This is a genomic window from Rhodococcus sp. SJ-2, assembly GCF_053750035.1.
Genome location: NZ_CM132340.1, coordinates 1,127,200 through 1,144,746, shown reverse-complemented (window position 1 = coordinate 1,144,746; position 17,547 = coordinate 1,127,200). Strand labels below are relative to the sequence as shown.

Here is a 17,547-nt window from a genome sequence, read left to right as displayed (position 1 = left end):
AGCAGCGCAGCGGGGCACTCAACCAGTGCCGGAAACAGTCACCGCCGACGCCGGGAGTTCGGTGCAGCGGTGAGTGGCAGGCGACGGCCCGAGACTCAGAATCCGGGTATCGAGGGCAGCTCGGGCAAGGGAAGCGCCGGCGGCGGAGGGAGCGTCGGCAGCTGGATCTCGGGCAGGCCGGGAATGAGCGGCGCGGGTTCGGGTGCGTCCGGTGTGGCGGGCGGCGCGGCGCTCTCTGTCTCGGCGGTGGGCGCCTGAGCCGGTACCTGGGTCTGCGGCTGGTAGGTGATGGGCTCCTCGGCCTGTGCCGGCGCTACAGGCGGTACGGCGCTTGCCGACGGGGCTGCTTCAGGGGTCCGGATCATCTCCGAGGTCGGCGCGGGTTGTGGCGGTGCTGTTTGCCGCGCGGCCGGTGGCTGTGTGCTCTGCTGAGTGACTGCGGGTTGTACGTCGTCCTCAGAGCCTTGCAGTACGACGGTGCCGAGTCCGATCGCAGCTGCGAGAGCGACGACACCGCCGGCAAGCGCGAAGGCGCGACGTTTCGGCGCAGGCGGTGGCGTCTCATGGGTGACGACAGCGGCGACGTTGCCGGGTTCGTTGCTCGGTGCGGGCAGTGCGGGCAGTGCGGTCGGCAGCACCTCCGTCTGCGACAGTGTGTGGTCGGCGAACTCGACCGCTGCGGGGCGCGCCAGCAGCGCCGCGCCCTCTGCCGCTACCAACTCGGGTTGTTCGGGCACGATCACCGGCAGGTCCAGCCACGACTCCATCACCGAGGCGATCAGCGGGATATTCGCACCACCGCCGATCAGCACTGCAGCATCCGGGGTGCGTCCCGAGCGCTGGATGACCTCGCGGGTGAGGCGGGCCGACGTCTTCACGGCGCCGTCGATGAGCGAATCGAAGCTGTCCTGAGAGAGCAGTAACAGGCCGCCCTCGCCCGTCAAGCACACTGCGCCCTTGGTGGACAGTTGCTCCTTCGCGTCACGACACCGTGCGGTGAGGGCGAGTTGGGCTGCCGTATCGGCAGGCCGCGTGAAGCGTTGCTGGTGGAGCTGGTCGTCGAGGACGAGCTGGTCGACGAGGTCGCCGCTGATCTGGTCCGAACGTGTGGTGCTCAGTACCTTTCCGGTGCTTCGGTCGACGACGGTGACGGTGAGGCCGGAGCTGCCGAGGTCGTAGAACACCAGCGTCTCGTTCTCACCGAGCTCCCCGGACATCTCCAGCATCTGGAGCGCGGCCGTCACCTCGGGGACCAGCTGGAAGTGGCCGATCTCCAGCCGGGTCATCGCGGCCTGGACGGCACCGGCCTGCGCGTCGTTCTGGTACGCGACTCCGATGGCCTCTACCTGCTCGATCTCCCTGGTTTCGGCAAGCATCCACTCGATGGAATCGCCTGCCAGTTCCCCGGGGCGTTCGAGAGTCGCGGTGATGGGGCGTGATCGGAAGATCGAACCGTCGGGCGTCTCGGCATCACAGCTTGCGAAGCGCACAGCGCTGGCCCCCATCGAGACACCGAGAACTGAAGTCATGAAGCCGACTATAACGGTCTGATTACGGGAGCGCGCACGAAGCGGAACAGGACGGCAGGGGCTCGGCGGCGGCGGCGATTCGGGAATGTCGGTGTGCCAGCATCGGACCCGGACAAAAAGGTCATTACAGACTATGCGGTCCATGTGGACGTTGCAGTGAGGCACCGTGGTTCAGTGCGCCGCACCCAACTCGACGAGTAGCACGCCGGCGATGATCAAGCCGATTCCGACACCCATGATGGGACTGAGCTTGTCCTGGAACAGAATTCGTCCCGCCAGCGTGGTCAGCGCGATGCCGATGGCGGTCCAGATACCATACGCGATACCCAGCGCGAGTCCTTCGGCGAGTGCCGCGGAGAGCAGGGTGAAGGCCGCCACGTAGCCGACGCCGACAGCGCCGTACCAGCGTGGATTTCCTAGGGCGGCAACGCGCAGGCAGAGGGTGGCGCAGACCTCGGTGAGGATCGCGCCGATCAAGAAGATCCACGTCGTCACTGGGATTCCTTCGCCGGGTCGTTCGCCGTGTGCGAACCGAGTTCGACGACCAGCACCCCTATGGCAATGAGCGCCAGCCCGCACGCCATGGCGCCGCTCATCGGTTCGTCGTAGAGGTGGGCGGACAACACTGCCGTCGCAGCTACACCGGTTGCACCCCAGATTCCGTAGGCGACCCCGAGCGCCATCCCGCGGCGCAGGACGAGCGACAGGAAGCCGAATGCGCCGATGTAGCCGATTACGACGACGGCGTAGAACGGGGGCCGATCCAGGGCTGCCTTCAGTGAGAGCGTAGCGGCAACTTCACCGATGATGGCGCACAGTAACAACATCCACGTTCGCATGCTCGATCTTTCACAAAGGTTGTAGGCAGGGCCGATGCTTCCCGATTCTCGGTGAGGGGGCGGTTATGTGCGAATTGCTCGGCGACATCGCACACAACCGCCCCTTCGGCAACTGCGAGAAAAACCTGAAAGCGACTGATGTCAAGATCATTTCATGAGAAGCAGGGATTCTCTTGGGGTCAGGATCTGACAGTGCGCCTGCCGATCCGTTCGTGTTGGTGATGTGATTCGGGATACGATAAGGTCCGTTATGCTGCTTGGGGGCCGGGGTTGCAGCTCGCTTCGGTACTGGTGTGGCGCGCTGCTGTCCGGATGCGATAAGTCGGGGCGCGCCGTACGCGAGGATTCGAATGTCGCACGAGTTACACCACTTCAGCATGGGAATCTGGGTTTTCTTCCAGGTCTATGCCACTTCTGCTGTGGGTTCCTATGTCGGGTTGTCCTGTGTTCGGCAGGCAGCGAAGGACCCCACCCGTTCGGGTAAGGCGCGATGGCTGGCGATGGCAGCATTGTCGATCGGCGGGATCGGAGTCTGGCTGACGCACTTCATCGGCATGATGGGTTTTGCCGTACCCGGTACGGTCATCCGCTACGACCTAGGACTGACGGCGTTTTCGGTCGTACTCGCCGTCGGGGCGACGTTCTTCGGTCTCTGGCTCATGTACTTGCCGTTCACTTCGAAGTGGCGAATGCTGCGTATCGCACCGCTGGCGGTCGGTGGACTGGTCATGGGCCTGGCAGTGAGCGCGATGCACTACAGTGGGATGGCTGCTATCCGGATCCAAGGCGTACTCGGACACAATTCGGGCTTCGTCGTTGCATCCGTGATCATCGGAATCGTCGCGTCCATCGCAGCGCTGTGGCTCTCGGCACACGCTGAACGGATAGTCGTACGTATATCGGCAGCGCTGATCATGGCCTGCGCGGTGGTGGCGTTGCACTACACCGGCATGGCCGGGGTACATGCCACCGTCGATCCGGCGGCTGCGAAACCTGAGGGCTTGAGCGTGTTGTCGCTGCTGTTCCCCGGTTTCGTGCTCGGCATGATCGCGCTGGCTCTGCCGATCACGCTGCTGCTGGTGACTTCCAGCCGCGAGGAGCGTGCGCGCGAGGACGCAATCGCGCATTGGAATCGTCCGGCCGACGTGGTGGGCCGCTGACCTTCGAGTGTGTGACGGATGGGGCACTGCAGCGACCGAGCGGCGTGCCCCGTCCACACCCTCGGCCGTCCGTTGTGCAACAGAAATGTGCCGCCGATGCTCGTCACTCCGCGAGATAACGCAGCATCACCACGGTCTCGAAATGTCTCGTTTCTTCCAGTCGGAGCGGGAGGCGCTTGTCCAGCTCTGGAAACATCGGCGTGCCGCCACCGAGCACCATGGGTGAGACGAACAGCTGATACTCGTCGATGAGTCCGTGCGGAATCAATGAAGCTGCGAGGTTCGCGCCGCCGACTTCCATGACGCCGTCGCCTTCGGACTTGAGCCTGCGGACCTCGTCGACTGCGTTCTCGCTGACAAGGGTGCTGTTCCAGTGGACCTCGGTGAGTGTCCGCGAGAAGACCACCTTGGGTGTCCGGGTCCAGAGTTCGCCGAACTCCCGCTCGATGGGCGATGCGTCGTCGGGGACGTATGGCCAGTACTCCGCCATCAGCTCGTACATCCGACGGCCGTGCAGCGAAATCTCAAGGCTGCGAAACCTGTCGTTGTGGAACTGGTGCAGCTCCTCGTCGGGTTCGGTCCAGTCGATGTTGCCGTCGCGGTCGTTGATGTAGCCGTCCAGGGAGACGCCGAAGTCGTAGATCAGTTTCCTCATGGCGGGATAGACCTCCCATGTGTTCGAAATTCATCGGTGCCTGGCCTGCCACTCGAACATGCCAGGTGTAACACCGAAATGAAGGGGAATACCTCCTTCATGAAATCGAATCGACGAGATGCCGACCCCGCGTCGAGACTGGGCGGCCATCTGCTTGTATTGGCCGGCGACCGTGACCGCGCCGCTCTCTCCGACACGGTGTCCTCGTTGGTCCGCGGAGACAGTCTCACCGAACGAGACAGCTACGGCGCAGTCCTCGAATGGACGGTCACAGCCATAGCCGGCGTGATTGCCGACAAGATGGGCCCGATCGCCTCAGGGGCAGTTGCCGACAAGGTGTTGATGCTGCGAACCCCTGAGGGAGAGCACTTGACTATCGCGGAGCTCCCGTCCCCGGCATGTCACGTGTGGGGAGCGATCGCCGACTACCTCGGCGGAGACGCCTTACGCGGCCACCGGCGACTTCGGCCCGTTGTGTATGTATCCGATCCGGAGAAACGAGTTCACGCGCTGACCGAGGCGGTGGACCTGCTCGACTATCTCCTTGATATGCCTGCGCGGGACGAACCGGACGCGCTCACCGAATAGGTTCTGCGGCCTTGCTGAAAGAGCCCGCGCCGAGTGAAATGCGCGCGGCTGCGAAACCCTCTGAACGACACCCGGCAAATCCCTCCCGAGCCTTTCCGCTCGCGTGTCGGTGGGTGACGCTATCGTCCCGGTACAACTGCGACGAGGGGATTCGAGCGTGTGTGGACGGTATGCAAGCACCAGCACCCGCGATGATCTGGTCTCGGTCTACGACGCGGTCGAGACGGTCGGGGAAGAATTACCGCCGTCCTACAACATCGCCCCGACACAGCATGTGAACGTCGTGCTCGAACGCGCGCCGCGCGGCAAGCCGGATGCCGAACCGACGAGAATGGTCTCGTCGGAGGTCAAATGGGGTTTGGTGCCCTCGTGGGCAAAAGACCCGAAGATCGGATCACGGATGATCAATGCGCGTTCGGAGACGATCACGAGCAAGCCCGCCTTCAAGGCGGCCGCGGCCCGGCGTCGCTGCGTGTTGCCTGCCGACGGCTACTTCGAGTGGATGAAGGACGAGAACGGAAAGAAGATCCCGTTCTTCCTGCACGCCGACGGACCGGTTTCGATGGCCGGCCTCTACGAGCTGTGGCCGAACCCGGATCTACCCGAAGACGATCCGGAGCGCTGGTTGTGGACGTGCACGGTACTGACCAGGGCGGCCACCGATGCGGCAGGCCAGGTCCACGATCGCTCGCCGGTGCTCCTGCCGGACACATTCGTCGGTCCGTGGCTCGATCCGGCACTCACCGATCGCGACGACGTCGATGCGTTACTGAACTCGATTCCCGAACCACATCTCGATCTGTACGAGGTGAGCTCCGCTGTCAACTCTCCTCGCAACAACACACCGGAGTTGCTGCATCCCGTGCACCGTTGAGCGATGCTTGCCCCCGATGATGAGGCGCTATGCGAGATTCATGCCGTAAGGGTCGGTGACGAAAATATCCGGTCGCCGCGATAGACCGACCGCGTGAGCTGATCAGCTGACGGTGTTCTTGCGGGGACGTCCGCGACGAGCCGGTTTGGCCGGGGGAGTCGTGGGTTCGGCTTCCGCCTCGGTTTCGGATTCTTCGGAGGGGTCGTCGCGCCAGCTGATCTCGATCTCGATCTCTGTTTCGTTGCCGTCGACCTCGATTTCGAGTTCCCACCGCACCCGGTCGGAGACGACGATCTCGATCGAGTCGTCCCCCGACTCGAGTGCGACCTCGCGGCCGCGCGCGAGCGCGTGTCCGAGTGCTATGAGCTTTTCCGACACTTCCTCTCGCGAGAGGTCGGATTTCCTCTTGAATTCCAGTTTCGGCACGACAACTCCTGACCTCGGCGCAGTGTGTATCAACGGTAGCCCTCGAAGTGCGGCTTTCCGGGCCGAACCGAAATATGGGCAGCGACGACCTTTCCGGTTCTCCAGCTCCGGCGCTCATGCCCGTGAAGCGCTCGTTGATTGAGGGCCGGACGCACTGAAGTTGTTCTGTTCCAAGGTATTCCGAATCGTGCTCGCGGTACGGATCTTCAGTGGGTCGGCGGGGCGAGCGAGGGTGATAGCGGATGTCGCGTGCTCGTGATCCGAGGTGCGGCACCGCCTGCCGGTGAAGTTGGACGTTTGTCCGAATCGTGCATGTCCGCGACCCTTTTCGACGAAGTCGGCCGTACGTGGCACCGCGACGGCGTCGGCCTGGCTGCCCCGCGGAGCGAGCTTTGGAAGAGATTTACCTTCCATTGGTAACGATCTTGGCTTTCGATGGGATGTACCAGTTGGCGATTCCGAACCACAGGAATCGTGGTAAGAGCGACCGTGAAGCCTGGAGATGGCGCGATCACCTGTGCACATATGCGAGGGGCATGTGTGTGCAAGCCGCTGCAGTCTCCGGGCTTCACGGCGTGCCGAGAAAAACGCCCCCACCCTCGTGCTGGTGCGACAGTGGGGGCGTTCGTCGGGCGGCCCGAAGTCGGGGGATCCGGGCCGCGCTGCGGCCCGCTGTCGGGGAGGATTCGGGCCGCACGAGCGACCCGATGTCGGGGGGAAATCGGGTCGCTGTTGAAGGCTATCGCTGTCCCGGCTGCGGGGTCGGCCGATTCGGGGTGAAGGAACGGGTGAAATCGGATCCCCTGCTGTGACGATGGACTCACTATACGACACAGATTGGATCAGGTGTGTCACTGCACGCATTCATGACCGCGGGGAATGGTCGGACTCGGGCGGCGGTGTGCTCGTGTCGGTCTCGAGTAGTCGTAGCTTGCGTGCGGTAGCCAATGCTTCTGCCTTCGAATGCGCGCCGAGTTTCCGGTAGAGGCTGCGCATCTGTGATTTGACAGTATTGGCCGACACGAACTGCTCGTCGGCGATCTGCTGCTGCGACAAGCCGCGCGCCATACAGGACAGCACCGAGTGCTCGCGGGCAGTCAATTGGACGTGATGAACTGTCTCGGGGAACACCGACCTGTCGATATCGAGGGTGGGCGCGATGCCGGTGGCGTCGGCCAACGCACGCCGCAAGCGCAGCGAGACGGTGGTGAACGGGCGGTAGCAGTCCGACTGTTCCGCCAGCGCACACGCGGTGCGCCAGCAATTGGCCGCGACCTCCACGTCTCCCAGCTTGTGATGGGCTGCTGCTCGGATGAGAAGGCCTTCGATGTGTTCACGCGGCGCGCCGGCTTCCGACGACAGCGAGCGCGTCACGATCTCGAGTGCCTCGTCGGGACACCCGGTGTAGAGGGCAACGCGAGCGGAAGCAAGTACCAGAAGCGGGTGATTCAGGACCGCATCGGCGACGGTGGTGGCAGCGAGGTTGCCCTGTCCGAGTGCCAAGTGCAGATCGACCCGCGCCGCGGTGATCAGCACGGTAGCGAACGAGCTCGGTGAACACTGGACGCGTCGCTCGGCGGCGAGGCGTTGCAGCTGCATCAGTCCGGCGTACGCGCTGTCGTGCAACAACGCGCACTGGGCCTGCACGTAAGCGATGTATGCCCAGAGTTCCTCGCGGTGGCTCGGTTCGCCGAGCGTCTCGAGCGCCGTGGTGGCTGTGGCCAAGTCGAGCCGATCCAACGAGGTCAACGCGGTAGCGAGCGAACCACCCATCCGCACCATCGGAGCCAGCGCTTCCCCACCGTCGCCGAAGTCGACTTCACGGGCGAGCCATGCGTGGGCGCGGGGAGCATGCCCGGTCATCGCCCATAGCAATGCCAGGTTGCCTGCGGAATTACGAGCAGCGAAGTCGATGCCCTCCGCCACGGCGCCGCGGTAGGCGATCATGAATTCGGAGATGGCATCGAAGTCGGCGCCTGCCAGCTGGAAGGTGAGTGCCCACTGCAGACGCAGAACGGGAAGTTGCGCATGGACGAGCTCTGGTTGCCGGTCGAGTGCGGCGGTGGCCAGGGTCACGATTCTCCGTGTCAAACTCACCGCGTCGCGGTAACGCCCTGCGACACGTAGCCCGATGGACTGCACCGTGGCGACATGAATGCTCGCGGTCACTGTCGGCGAATCGGCGAGGTCGAACAATTCGGTATCGCTGTCCGGGAGCGAGGGCCCGAGTATCGGGGCATGCGCCAGTAGTCCGACGAACACCGACTTGCCGGCTTTCACACTCGGCCGATCCTCCAGGTACTGCTCGGGCACGCTATCGAGGAGTTCGCGCAACTGGTTCATATTTCCGATGACCATCGTCACCCAGTGCTGTTCGCAGATATCCAATGCCAACGGCCAATCGCCGGCATCTGCGGCGTAGCGGGCCGCGGTTGCCGGATCCTTGTTGCTCAGCGCGCGCCTGGCCAGAAGCGTCAATACAGATTCGAGATGTTCCGGATCGGCCTTTCGGGCCAGCTCGAGCAGGGCATGTCGCACCAACCCCGGAAAGCGCCAGTATTGCTGCAGTTCAGAAGATGATTCAGCCGGAACGAGCAGTCCGGCACGGTACGTGTCGGTGAGGATTTCGCTCACCGATAGCGCGGGAAGCAGCTCCTGTGCGAGAGGCACACTCAAGGTGTGCGCCGGAGCCAGCGTCCGGGCAAGTTCACGCTCGAGGTCGGCGCCGAGGGTCCCCAGCATGTCGTCGAGGTCTGTCGCGACCGTGCCGACCAGTTCGGCAGCAGGACGTCCGTGCGCATCCACTATCGGTCCGGAACACCGGCCCGCCATGTCGACGGCCTTGCCCACCCATCGGGGAATGCCGTCGCATACTGCATGGATCCTTCGTCCCATGATCTTCGGTTGTGTCAGGTGGACCGTCCGGCACAGATCCACCACCTCGGCCTCGGTGAACAGCATCTCCTCCGCCGACACCTGGGTGTCGACGATCTCGCCGAGCACTTCGGACCACGGGGACCGGGGCGCCACCGTCACCAGGACGGTCGGACGCGGCGAGACGCGAGCCAAGCGGGAGAGGCATTCGGCGAATGCCGATACCGGACCTGAAAGCGTGTCGGGGCGCTCGAGCACGAGCACGCACTCCGCGCCGAGGGCGCCGAACAGTTCGACGAAGGTGTCTGCCGCATCCGAGCTTCGGGGGCCGGAGTGGCGAGGAAAGGAGCGCGGTGCAATTCCGGCGGTATGAACCGCGTCGAGCGCCGCACTCCAGTATCGATCGTGATCATAGGGTGTTGCCGGAGGCGGGACCCAGGTCGTCGGTGGCGTTCCACTGTGGCCATGTTGCAGCCAGGTCGTCAGCAACGTGCGCACACCGAAGCCGGCGGGGGCGCACACCATCGTCAGCGCCGAAGGGCGGGACAATATTTCGAAGAGCCGAGGGCGAACCACGGTGGGCACCGCCGACCGACTTCGATTCGTACTGTCCATTCAGAGCGCCCTCCCGTTGCGCTTGTTCGTCCGGCCGCCGCGGTGCAGTTGTCAGCGAGCACCTAGGAAAACCGGGACAACTGTCATTGCACACCACCCCACCCAGGCGATTCGTCATTCACCCTTAGTTTCACCCTCGAGGTGACGCGGCGTCGTCGTGACGCTGTGTAGAAACAACTCCACCTCGTACAGCAAATGCGGCCCATGCCGAGGCTGGGCCGCACATGCGTCGCGGTCCCCTCTGGTGACGCTGTGGGAACGCAGATGAATCATAGAGTGTCACATGATCACAAGGGGCTTAATTCCCACGTGTAACAATCGAAAGACCTGGACCGATGTCTTGGACGGTTGAGGGGCATGCATTGCCATGTGCCTCGATCCCCTGCCCGCCCGGGCAGGGCCACACACCAAGAGGAGTTCTCAATGATTCTCGGATCGCTCGGCGCTACCCTTTTCACGCTGCTCGCGGGTCTCGGCATCCTGCTCTGATCGCAGGCTGAGGGTGCGCCCCGTCCGATCCGGGGCGGGCGCACCGCTGTGCCGCAGCAAGGTACTCAGGCGACGGCATACGTGCTGGCGTCCGCACGAAATGAAGGAGGACAGCGTTGTGACTGTCCGATATGGTGATCGGCACTCTGCGGTAGCAGGCCCGTCGAGCGGCAATGGTGCCGCATCCGGACCTCGGATCCCGGGGTGGTATCCCGACCCGTCCTACAGCCGGGTCGAACGATGGTGGAACGGCCACGACTGGACCCGTGCCGAACGGCTCCGTCGCTCGGATGTGCAGTCCGACGCCGACGGCGCCTCGGCCAACGCACCTCGGTCGCTTTCCGCCGACGCCAAACGCGCACTCGTCATCACCGCAATCGCAGCCCTATCGTTCGCGGCCTGGGGGGTCGCGACAGCAGAAGCCGCGCCCTCGGTGCCGCAATCTTCGATCTCGGCGTCCGGCGCACCTCGCTAGCGAACTCGGCCGGACACACGCCGTCCCCTTTCTCGGGTGCGGCCGTCATCGACCTCGAGCGCTCGGTTCGATACGGAACACCCCGAACGCTTCGTCGCCCACTGCGTTGGCGAGCAAATTGTGTTGCGCAAGTTCGGCTTCGAGTGCGTCGGTAGCGAGGACGTTCCACCGGTACTCGACTTCGGTCGCGTCGATTTCGCGCCCGTCTTCGCTCGTTCGGTAGGTCATGTACCAGGCCAGAGTCTGCTCATCCACGCGCTCGGCCCGTGCAGTGCCGTGGTACTCGCGATTGCCGACGCGTTCGCGTGCCATTTCGAATTCCGGAACGTCCGAGGATGTGGTGGGCGTTTGAAGATTGATCACGGCGAACCCTCCCGGTAGCAGTCCGGTTGCGATCACCCGCCACAATTCCGTTCTCTCCTCGGCGCCGAGGTGGCCCAGCGAATTGATCATGACGAGCGCGTCGAACTTCTCCGGCAGACGGGAGGACGGGAACGGCCGGTTCTCGATGGTCACCCGGGAGCGTAGGTCGTGGTCGGACGCGACTCGATGCAGCAACACCGCACGAAGGTGGCTGGACGGCTCGACCGCGACGATTCGTGCGTTCGGCACCGAGCGTGCGATGACGCAGGTTCCGAGTCCGGTGCCGGATCCGAGTTCGACGATGGTGGCCTCGGCGTCGTCGAGGCCGGTCAAGGCCGCGCTGACGCTGGGAGCCATGTGTTGCCACGGCCCCGTGCTGAGGAGGTCGAGGTGATCCGCGGAGCGGGTGTACGGGTCGGGATGCAGGGGCACGTGATTCCTTCCGGCCATTCGAGCCGAGGGGGTCGGCTACTATCGCTAACGACAATCACATTCAACAGTAGCGGTCGTCGGACCGCTGATCGGAGATGCTTCATGTACGACGTCGTCATCGTGGGCGCAGGTGCTGCGGGTCTCAGCGCCGCACTGGTACTCGGGCGCCAGAAGAGATCCGTTCTTGTGGTCGACGGGGGACGGCCACGCAATGCACCTGCTGCCGAAATGCACATGTACCTCGGACGCGACGGCGGCGCGCCGGCCCAACTCCTCGTCGACGGACGTGCCGAAATCGAGGCATATCCGACGGTCGAGCGGATTTCCGGGCAGGTCAGCGCCGTCGACGGAACCGACGGCGCATTCACGGTGGCGGTGGACGACGAGGTTTCAGTGCAGGCCCGCAAACTCTTCTTCGCAGTTGGTGTCATCGACGTCCCGTGGGAGATCGCGGGCCTGGCCGAACGCTGGGGATCGGAGGTTTTTCACTGCCCGTTCTGCCACGGATTCGAGACCGACGGTCTGGCGCTCGCCGTCCTGGCCAACGGGGCGGACGCGGGTCTCGGGGCCTATGTCGCCGACCGTTATTCCGACGACGTGACGGTGTGTACCAACGGCCCATCGACCATCCCGGAGCCGTTGCGCGCCATGCTGGACAAGACGGGCGCACGAGTGGTGGAGACGCCGATCGACCGCATCACGGGCGAACACCGTTCGCTGGAAGTGCATTTCGCCGACGGCACCCTTCTCGAGCGTCAAGCCCTCTATCACCGGGCGCCGACGACGCCCAATACGACGCTCACTCGCGCGCTGGGATGTGAGCATTTCGACGACGGGTGTGTGCGGATCGACGAGTTCGGCAAGACGACCGTTCCTGGGGTGTCCGCCGGTGGCGACGCCGCACATCTCGCAGCCGTCCCCGACCCGGTGACACTGGTGGCTCCTGCTGCCGCAGACGGTGTCCGTGCCGCAGTGTGGTTGGAGCAGGATCTCTTCAGCGACACATTCGCCTGATAGCCGTTTCGGTGTCACAGCGCTTGGCCGACGAACAGGCGCTGTGACGGTGAGGCGAGCGCAGTTCCCTCCTCGGGAAGCTCGATGGTAGGACGAATACCGTTGACGGACAGATAGTGCCGGATATCGGCATCGGAGAGAAAGACGCTCCCGTTCCGTCGGTCGACCCCGACCGGAGCCACCGCGCCGGATCGCGGCGACAGTAGAAACTGCATTGTGGCCAGCACGAGGTAGTGTTCACGGACGGCCTCGATCACGACAGCCATCCCCGACGGTGCCAGTACTTCACTCAGAGCTGCAACCGACAATCCCGCGTGGGTCGCACAATGAAGGACGTTTGCGGCAAGCACCACGTCGAATGCATGTGCCGGTAGGTTCTGATCGGTCAGCCGCACATCGATATCTGCTGTTGCGGTGCGAAATCCGGGACGGCCACCGAATCGCTCCACTGCAGACGTGGTGAAGAAACGAGAGATGTCGGTGAAAAGATAGTCGACCTCGCGGTCGCCGAGTGCGGCGAGCGCGGCTTGTGTGCCGCCGCCGGCGCCGCCACCCAGTTCCAGAATGCGGAGCGGGCCAGGCCGGGTGCGTGCGGCCTCGGCGATGACCTGGGCCGCCGCGCCGTGCAGGTACCGGTTGCTGATGTTCCTCTCGTCCTTGCTCAGCGACGTGGTCATGTCCCCGTCGGGGAACATCAATGCCTGTGCCGACATCTCGTCGCGCAGCAGTGGACCGAGCGAGGACAGCGCTGTCGCGTAGAACTCGGCCATCGCGGACGGATACCCCAGGGCACGGCACGCGCGCGCGAGTGCGCGGTCGTCGATACCGGTCGTCGACGGTTGAACGGGCTCCGCAAGCACGAAATCGTCGACTCCTTGCATGTGTGCGCGTCCCTCGGCACACAGCACCTCGATCCACCGACGCAGGATCCACCGGTGTCGTTCTGCGACTCGCAGTGTCGCCGCCACTCGACCGATCGACGATGCCGTGCCGGGGCGAGCCCCGGCTTCCGAGCACAGGAAGCCCGCCAGCGCACCGAGAGCTATGCCATCCAACTGTTCGACAGCGCCCGGCACGCGGGCAAGTGCTGAGTCGGAGATCGGTTCCGATGTTCCCGATACAGCACACCGTCCCGCACGATCGATTTCGCGTCGGCGACGTTCCGCTGCCACGATGTCGAGACCTCGGCCGGAGGGGAGTTCGACGGTCATGCGTTCCGGGCGGGTGATATCGGCTCGGCGCAGCAGTGTACGGGCGATATCGAGCATCCGGCTGCGAGCGAACGCGCCCAACGGCTCGTGAGGCGTGCCGGCCTTCGGCAGGTCGGTCGCAGTGATCGCGCCGACTGCCGCGGGCGAGGCCACCCGGAACACGGCGGTATCGGACGGATCGATCAGCACCACCGCATTCGTACCGGTCAGCGCCGAACGCAGTGCCGCTGCCGGGACGGATCGAGGGATGTCGGTGATCAGGGTGGGTTCGGACTCGACGCGAACCCGCAGATCGGTCAGCGCGTTGCCGTCGCAATCGAGATCGTGCCACGAGGCCGTGGAGGGCGGACCGCTCTCCGAGATTTCGGCGTCGACGGTGAAAACCGCATCGAACCGATACCGGGTGAGTTCGGAATCGTCGCGCAAGGTCTTCGCGTATGTGAGTACCGACACCTCTCGATCGGACGCGGCCGCGATCGACGCGAGCGTCGACGGGTCCACCGACAATTCGCTGTCCGCAGCCGCACGCCGATCCACCCGGACTTCCAGAGTGTCCGGGTCTCCGCCCGGATTCTTGGCCATCTCCGCCCAGCGCGCGAAATCGCGCAATTGTCCCGAGTGGCGGATGTCGCCGACGATCACGGTGCCGCCGGGAGCGACCGAGTCGATGGCGTCGAGTACGACTGCAGCGAGATAGTGGGTGTCAGGAAAGCACTGGGTGACGGAGTTCAGAAGAATGCAGTCCGGTGTTGCTCCGGTGGCCGCGACGGCGTCCTGCACGAGCTGTCCTCGCAGTTCGTGCGCGGCAGCCTTGACGAAGCTGTTCCCGGCGATGTGCTGCGCGGCAAGTCTGTCCACGACCTCGCCTGCGACGTCGGTACCGAGGTAGCTGTCGACGTGCGGGGCGAGTCTGCGCATCAACAATCCCGTCCCGCAACCGAGCTCGAGCACATTGCGAGGATGGTGCGCGAGAACGAGTTCGACTGTCCGCTCGACCCATTCGAGCATATGCTCGGCCGGGAGTGGCTTGCCGGTGTCGGTGGCACGCCAGCCGGCCAGATCGTCGTCCCGATCCTGAGTCTGCGTGTCGTGCTTCGGCGCGGAGCTGTAGGTCCAGTCGTACACCTCGGCCCAGTGCGTCAGATGTTCGTGGGTGAGGCCACCGACCACCGCTGCACCCTCTGCTCTCGTCGTCGCCACAGCGCCGTCGGATACCACGATGCGTACTCCTGCGTCTCCATCGGAATCGACGCGCGCGATCCACGGGTGCGAGGACAGAGCGCCGACGGCTGCGTCGAGATCGCTGTGCCGGGGCAGTTCGGTGTCGGTCATGAGTGCGCGCTCCTCGTGTGCGATGGGATTTCGGTGATGGAGGCTCTGCGTATTTCGACGACACGATCGGCTCGGCCGGCCAGATGTTCGTCGTGTGTTGTGGCCAGAATCGATAGGCCGTAGTCGGTTTCGGTGTGGGAGTGTCTGAGTTCGTCGAGCAGGTCGATGATCAGCGCCGCCGTGTTGTGATCGAGCGACGCCGTCATTTCGTCGGCGATGAGAAGGCGTGGACGGCCCGCGAGTGCCCGAGCAATCGCGATACGTTGTCTTTGACCGCCGGACAGCTGGTCAGGACGCCGGGGCAGCGGCCGGAACCGGCCGGCACGATCGACCCGGCGGCTGCTGCCCGATCGTCTGCGCGCTCTCGCGCCGGAGGTGTCGTCACGTGTCCGGGCTGAGCCGCACCGACGCATGGCTGGCAGACCGCGAGTGGTGGTGGGCTCGTCTCGATCAGCTGCCCGCGCCGCCCGCGCTCCCGCTGGTCGCCGACCCGAAGTCCGTCCGGCCGGTCACCATGGGCAACCGTGAGGCACGGTTCTCGGCCGACGAGTGGGCGGCGCTGCGAGCACAGTGCACCGCACATGACGTCACAGCGTCGACGGTCATGCTCACGGCCTTCGGCACGGTGCTGGCGCGGTGGGCCGGGCACTCGCACCTGCTCCTCAATGCGCTGCAGCTCAACCGTTTGCCGCTGCATCCCGACGTGCACCGGGTGGTCGGGGCATTCGCAGCCACCATGCTCATTCCCCTCGAACTGGACCCCGATACCAGTTTCGCCGAGCTGGCGGCGTCGGTGCAGCCGGTGTCGAGCGAATACACCTCCCACAATCTCGTCTCCGGTGTCGAAGCGGGCCGCGAGCTCGCCCGCAGGCGCGGTACCAGACGCCCACCGGCACCGATCGTCTTCCAAAGCGTTCTGGGAGTCGACGCTGCGATGGGCGGGACGGCCTCGACGGACGCAGGCCCGCTGGGAACGGTCGACATCGCGGACTATTTCCATCAGCTCCGCACTCCGCAGGTCGCTCTGGAGGTTCGCTGCTTCGAACTCGGCGACGAGGTGGTGACCGTGTTCTCACTGGTCGACGAGATCTTCGACGAAGCGGAAGTGGTGGTGGCCTTCGAGGAGTTCGTATCCACCGTTCATGAACTTGCTGCAGGCAGAGGGTGGGACGCCGCCCCGAATCTTCCGCGCGATGGCGACCCGGTCGCCGACGACCGGATGCGATTGGGTCTGCTCCCCGACCCTCCGGTTAGTGAGCACAGCGGCCCGCCCGTCGACGATCTCGAATACACCGTGTGCGAAGTGTTCGAAGAGTTCCTCGACGTTCCTGTGCTCGATCGCGGCGGCAACTTCTTCGCCCTCGGCGGAGACTCGATGCTGGCCGTGCGTGTGGTGGCACTGCTCGCCAAGGAAACCGGTGCGGCCATTGCCATTCGAGATTTTCTCGACGATCCCACGGTGGCCGGTGCCGCGTCGGCGGTTCGACTGCGGTTGGGAGTCATTCAGTGAGTGACAGTATTGCCGCACCGGTCATCGGATTGATCGGCGGGTCGGGGACGGTGGGCCGCACTGCGGCGTTGCGCATGTCCGCAGCCGGACTCGGATCTCTCCGCATCGGTGGCCGCAACCTCGACACAGCAGCAGCTGTCGCAGAGGAATGCGCAGGAGAAGCCGAGGCGGTCCGGTTGGACCTGGCGGACGAGACGAATCTCGAACAGTTCTGCTGTGGCTGCAGCATTGTGGTGAACTGTGCCGGACCCTCCTATCTCGTACTGGATTCGGTTGCGCGGACCGCCTTCTCCGTCGGTGCCGATTATGTCGATATCGGTGGGGAACTTCCCGCCGCCGATGCGCTCCGGGCTGCGGACACCGCGCGTGACCGGACTGCGATCTTCTCGGCAGGTGCGATGCCGGGCCTGTCCGGTCTGCTGCCGCGCTTGATTGCCGGAGACCGGCCATTGCGCCGGCTGGACACGTACGTCGGTGGGGTGGCCCGGTTCACCGAGTTGTCGGCCGCCGATGGGCTCCTGACCCGCGGTGAGCGATTCGGCGAGTCGATGGCGTCGATGCGCGATGGGCAGATCGCATCCAATTCGGTGCCGCCGCTCCACGATGTCACGCTTCCGGGCTTCCCGCGTCCGGTGCATGCGTGGCCGTATCTGACGACCGAAGCACAGTCCCTGGGAGCGTTACCGGGAGTCGCCGAGGTGCGCTCGTACAACGTCTTCGCCTCCGACCGTCTTTCTCGCGCGATGGCGCACGCGTGGGCACAGCTGCCGGCGTCCCCGGATCACGCCGAACTCGCGCCGTTCATTCCGTCGATTGTCGAGGCCACCATCGCCGACGAGGACGAATTCGGATCGTTCTACATCATGTTGTTCACGGGCCGGCCAGCCCAGGGCCATCCTCGAGGCACCACGCGGGTGGTCCTGCGCGCCGAGGATTCGTACGGTCTCAGCGGTTCGGTGGTCGCTCTCGCTGCCGAGCACATCCTAAACGGGCGAGTCTCACCTGGCGTCCACCTGGCAGCAGAGGCACTCGACCCGTCCTACACGGTGGAGCGGCTCCGAGTCGATCCATTGGTGCACGAGTTGATGGTGGAGTAGTGGATCGTCTTTACACGGAGGCGGTTCATCGCCCCGATCTGCGGTCGCCTTGTCTAATGCTAGG

Annotated in this window: 17 protein-coding genes; 8 read left to right on the top strand and 9 right to left on the bottom strand. The window is 64.6% G+C overall.

Features of this window, described 5'->3' with window-relative positions; all coding sequences use genetic code 11:
* Positions 1-95: 95 nt before the first annotated feature.
* From ACSYG9_RS05130 to ACSYG9_RS05120, 3 genes are all read right to left on the bottom strand, one after another.
* Entirely contained in the window at positions 96-1,529 is a 1,434-nt protein-coding gene (locus ACSYG9_RS05130; protein WP_454841442.1) for an Hsp70 family protein, read from the bottom strand.
* 171 nt (positions 1,530-1,700) lie between these two features.
* Positions 1,701-2,024, bottom strand: a complete 324-nt coding sequence (locus ACSYG9_RS05125) for a DMT family transporter (RefSeq protein ID WP_454841441.1) — start codon at positions 2,022-2,024, stop codon at positions 1,701-1,703.
* Entirely contained in the window at positions 2,021-2,368 is a 348-nt protein-coding gene (locus tag ACSYG9_RS05120) for a DMT family transporter (protein WP_454841439.1), read from the bottom strand. The genes ACSYG9_RS05125 and ACSYG9_RS05120 overlap by 4 nt, the downstream gene beginning before the upstream one ends.
* A 377-nt stretch (positions 2,369-2,745) precedes the next feature.
* Between ACSYG9_RS05120 and ACSYG9_RS05115 the strand changes: the two genes are divergently transcribed.
* Positions 2,746-3,528 carry an MHYT domain-containing protein gene (locus ACSYG9_RS05115; protein WP_454841438.1) on the top strand — a complete coding sequence of 261 codons (783 nt, stop codon included), beginning with the start codon at positions 2,746-2,748 and terminating at the stop codon, positions 3,526-3,528.
* 103 nt (positions 3,529-3,631) lie between these two features.
* Here the strand turns inward: ACSYG9_RS05115 and ACSYG9_RS05110 are convergent, their stop codons facing one another.
* Positions 3,632-4,183 carry a dihydrofolate reductase family protein gene (locus tag ACSYG9_RS05110; protein WP_440126112.1) on the bottom strand — a complete coding sequence of 184 codons (552 nt, stop codon included), beginning with the start codon at positions 4,181-4,183 and terminating at the stop codon, positions 3,632-3,634.
* Between the two features lie 99 nt (positions 4,184-4,282).
* Between ACSYG9_RS05110 and ACSYG9_RS05105 the strand changes: the two genes are divergently transcribed.
* Together ACSYG9_RS05105 and ACSYG9_RS05100 are read left to right on the top strand one after the other, a co-directional pair.
* Entirely contained in the window at positions 4,283-4,771 is a 489-nt protein-coding gene (locus tag ACSYG9_RS05105; RefSeq protein ID WP_454841437.1) for a hypothetical protein, read from the top strand.
* A gap of 157 nt (positions 4,772-4,928) precedes the next feature.
* Positions 4,929-5,645 carry an SOS response-associated peptidase gene (locus tag ACSYG9_RS05100; RefSeq protein ID WP_454841436.1) on the top strand — a complete coding sequence of 239 codons (717 nt, stop codon included), beginning with the start codon at positions 4,929-4,931 and terminating at the stop codon, positions 5,643-5,645.
* A 102-nt stretch (positions 5,646-5,747) separates the two neighbouring features.
* Here ACSYG9_RS05100 and ACSYG9_RS05095 read toward each other — a convergent pair whose 3' ends face one another.
* Together ACSYG9_RS05095 and ACSYG9_RS05090 are read right to left on the bottom strand one after the other, a co-directional pair.
* Positions 5,748-6,071, bottom strand: coding sequence for an amphi-Trp domain-containing protein (locus ACSYG9_RS05095; RefSeq protein WP_454841435.1), 324 nt, complete (start codon positions 6,069-6,071; stop codon positions 5,748-5,750).
* A gap of 864 nt (positions 6,072-6,935) precedes the next feature.
* Positions 6,936-9,521, bottom strand: coding sequence for a LuxR C-terminal-related transcriptional regulator (locus ACSYG9_RS05090; protein WP_454841434.1), 2,586 nt, complete (start codon positions 9,519-9,521; stop codon positions 6,936-6,938).
* 646 nt (positions 9,522-10,167) lie between these two features.
* Between ACSYG9_RS05090 and ACSYG9_RS05085 the strand changes: the two genes are divergently transcribed.
* Positions 10,168-10,524 carry a DUF2510 domain-containing protein gene (locus ACSYG9_RS05085; RefSeq protein ID WP_454841433.1) on the top strand — a complete coding sequence of 119 codons (357 nt, stop codon included), beginning with the start codon at positions 10,168-10,170 and terminating at the stop codon, positions 10,522-10,524.
* Positions 10,525-10,569: 45 nt separating this feature from the next.
* Here the strand turns inward: ACSYG9_RS05085 and ACSYG9_RS05080 are convergent, their stop codons facing one another.
* Positions 10,570-11,319 (bottom strand): class I SAM-dependent methyltransferase, encoded by a 750-nt coding sequence (locus ACSYG9_RS05080; RefSeq protein ID WP_454841432.1) that lies wholly within the window; start codon positions 11,317-11,319, stop codon positions 10,570-10,572.
* Between the two features lie 102 nt (positions 11,320-11,421).
* Between ACSYG9_RS05080 and ACSYG9_RS05075 the strand changes: the two genes are divergently transcribed.
* Entirely contained in the window at positions 11,422-12,333 is a 912-nt protein-coding gene (locus tag ACSYG9_RS05075) for an NAD(P)/FAD-dependent oxidoreductase (RefSeq protein WP_454841431.1), read from the top strand.
* A 14-nt stretch (positions 12,334-12,347) separates the two neighbouring features.
* Here ACSYG9_RS05075 and ACSYG9_RS05070 read toward each other — a convergent pair whose 3' ends face one another.
* Positions 12,348-14,876, bottom strand: coding sequence for a methyltransferase (locus ACSYG9_RS05070; RefSeq protein ID WP_454841430.1), 2,529 nt, complete (start codon positions 14,874-14,876; stop codon positions 12,348-12,350).
* Positions 14,873-15,136, bottom strand: a complete 264-nt coding sequence (locus ACSYG9_RS05065; RefSeq protein WP_440127544.1) for a hypothetical protein — start codon at positions 15,134-15,136, stop codon at positions 14,873-14,875. The genes ACSYG9_RS05070 and ACSYG9_RS05065 overlap by 4 nt, the downstream gene beginning before the upstream one ends.
* Here ACSYG9_RS05065 and ACSYG9_RS05060 point away from each other — a divergent pair.
* From ACSYG9_RS05060 to ACSYG9_RS05050, 3 genes are read left to right on the top strand one after another with little or no spacing between them, the layout of a single operon-like run.
* A complete protein-coding gene (locus tag ACSYG9_RS05060) occupies positions 15,017-15,274 on the top strand; it encodes a hypothetical protein (protein WP_440127832.1) in 258 nt (85 codons plus the stop codon). The genes ACSYG9_RS05065 and ACSYG9_RS05060 overlap by 120 nt on opposite strands.
* Positions 15,262-16,386 (top strand): condensation domain-containing protein, encoded by a 1,125-nt coding sequence (locus ACSYG9_RS05055; protein WP_454841428.1) that lies wholly within the window; start codon positions 15,262-15,264, stop codon positions 16,384-16,386. Before ACSYG9_RS05060 ends, ACSYG9_RS05055 begins: the two co-directional genes overlap by 13 nt.
* A complete protein-coding gene (locus ACSYG9_RS05050; RefSeq protein WP_454841427.1) occupies positions 16,383-17,483 on the top strand; it encodes a saccharopine dehydrogenase NADP-binding domain-containing protein in 1,101 nt (366 codons plus the stop codon). The genes ACSYG9_RS05055 and ACSYG9_RS05050 overlap by 4 nt, the downstream gene beginning before the upstream one ends.
* Positions 17,484-17,547 lie beyond the last annotated feature (64 nt).